This is a genomic window from Shimazuella alba, assembly GCF_009831235.1.
GTDB classification, from domain to species: Bacteria; Bacillota; Bacilli; order Thermoactinomycetales; family Thermoactinomycetaceae; genus Shimazuella; species Shimazuella alba.
Genome location: NZ_WUUL01000040.1, coordinates 1 through 886, shown reverse-complemented (window position 1 = coordinate 886; position 886 = coordinate 1). Strand labels below are relative to the sequence as shown.

General features: G+C 40.4%; 1 protein-coding gene. It reads left to right on the top strand.

The window, feature by feature from the left end; all coding sequences use genetic code 11:
• Positions 1-80: 80 nt before the first annotated feature.
• Positions 81-886 (top strand): multicopper oxidase family protein (locus GSM42_RS20300; RefSeq protein WP_237446733.1); only part of this gene is annotated, 806 nt, incomplete at its 3' end.

Sequence of the window (886 nt, the reverse complement as noted above, 5' to 3'; positions counted from 1 at the left end):
GCTGGTACTACTCATCTATGAAAGTATCTGTTCTTCCTGATCGTATAAATATGGGAAACATGCATCATAAGGAAATGAAAATGCAAACGATGAACCACTCCATGCATAATAAAGAAATAAGTGTAACGACCTTAACAGGTCCGCGAAACAAGAAAGCAGACCATCATTTTGAATTAGTTGCACAAAAAAAGCAAGTAAAATTAAGTTCTGGTAAGACTATGGAAGCTTGGACCTTTAATGGAATCACTCCTGGTCCAGCATTACGAGTAAAACAAGGGGACATAATTGAAGTTGTCTTGAAAAATAAAGATATAGAAGACGGAGTAACGATTCACTGGCATGGTTACAATGTTCCGAATGCAGAAGATGGCGTTGCAGGAGTGACGCAAGATTCCGTATTACCTGGGGGAACGCATGTCTACCGTTTTCAAGCCAAACAAGTAGGAACGTATTGGTACCATTCCCATCAACAATCCGCAAAGCAAGTAATAAAAGGGTTGTTTGGCTCCTTGATTGTAGAGCCTAAAGAAAATGCACAACCCAATACAAAAGATATCACCGTTTTAAGTCATGCGTGGCAATTGTCGGATAACGGCTCATTGACTCCCACGTATGGGTTGAAAGATACACTTGATCGTCAAACGATTCGAACAGGTACACTTGTCAGATTGCGAATTATTAATGCCCAGAACTACCCGCAATCTTTCCAATTGTCAGGAGTTCCATTTCAAGTAGCAGCAATAGATGGGAATAATATTCAATCGCCTACCTTAATAAAGAATCAAAAACTACTTATTGCTGGTGGTGGTCGATATGATGTTTTATTCACCATGCCGAAGACACCTGTAAGGTTGAGCAGCCAAAGTGATGCAGGTGTAACTCCTGG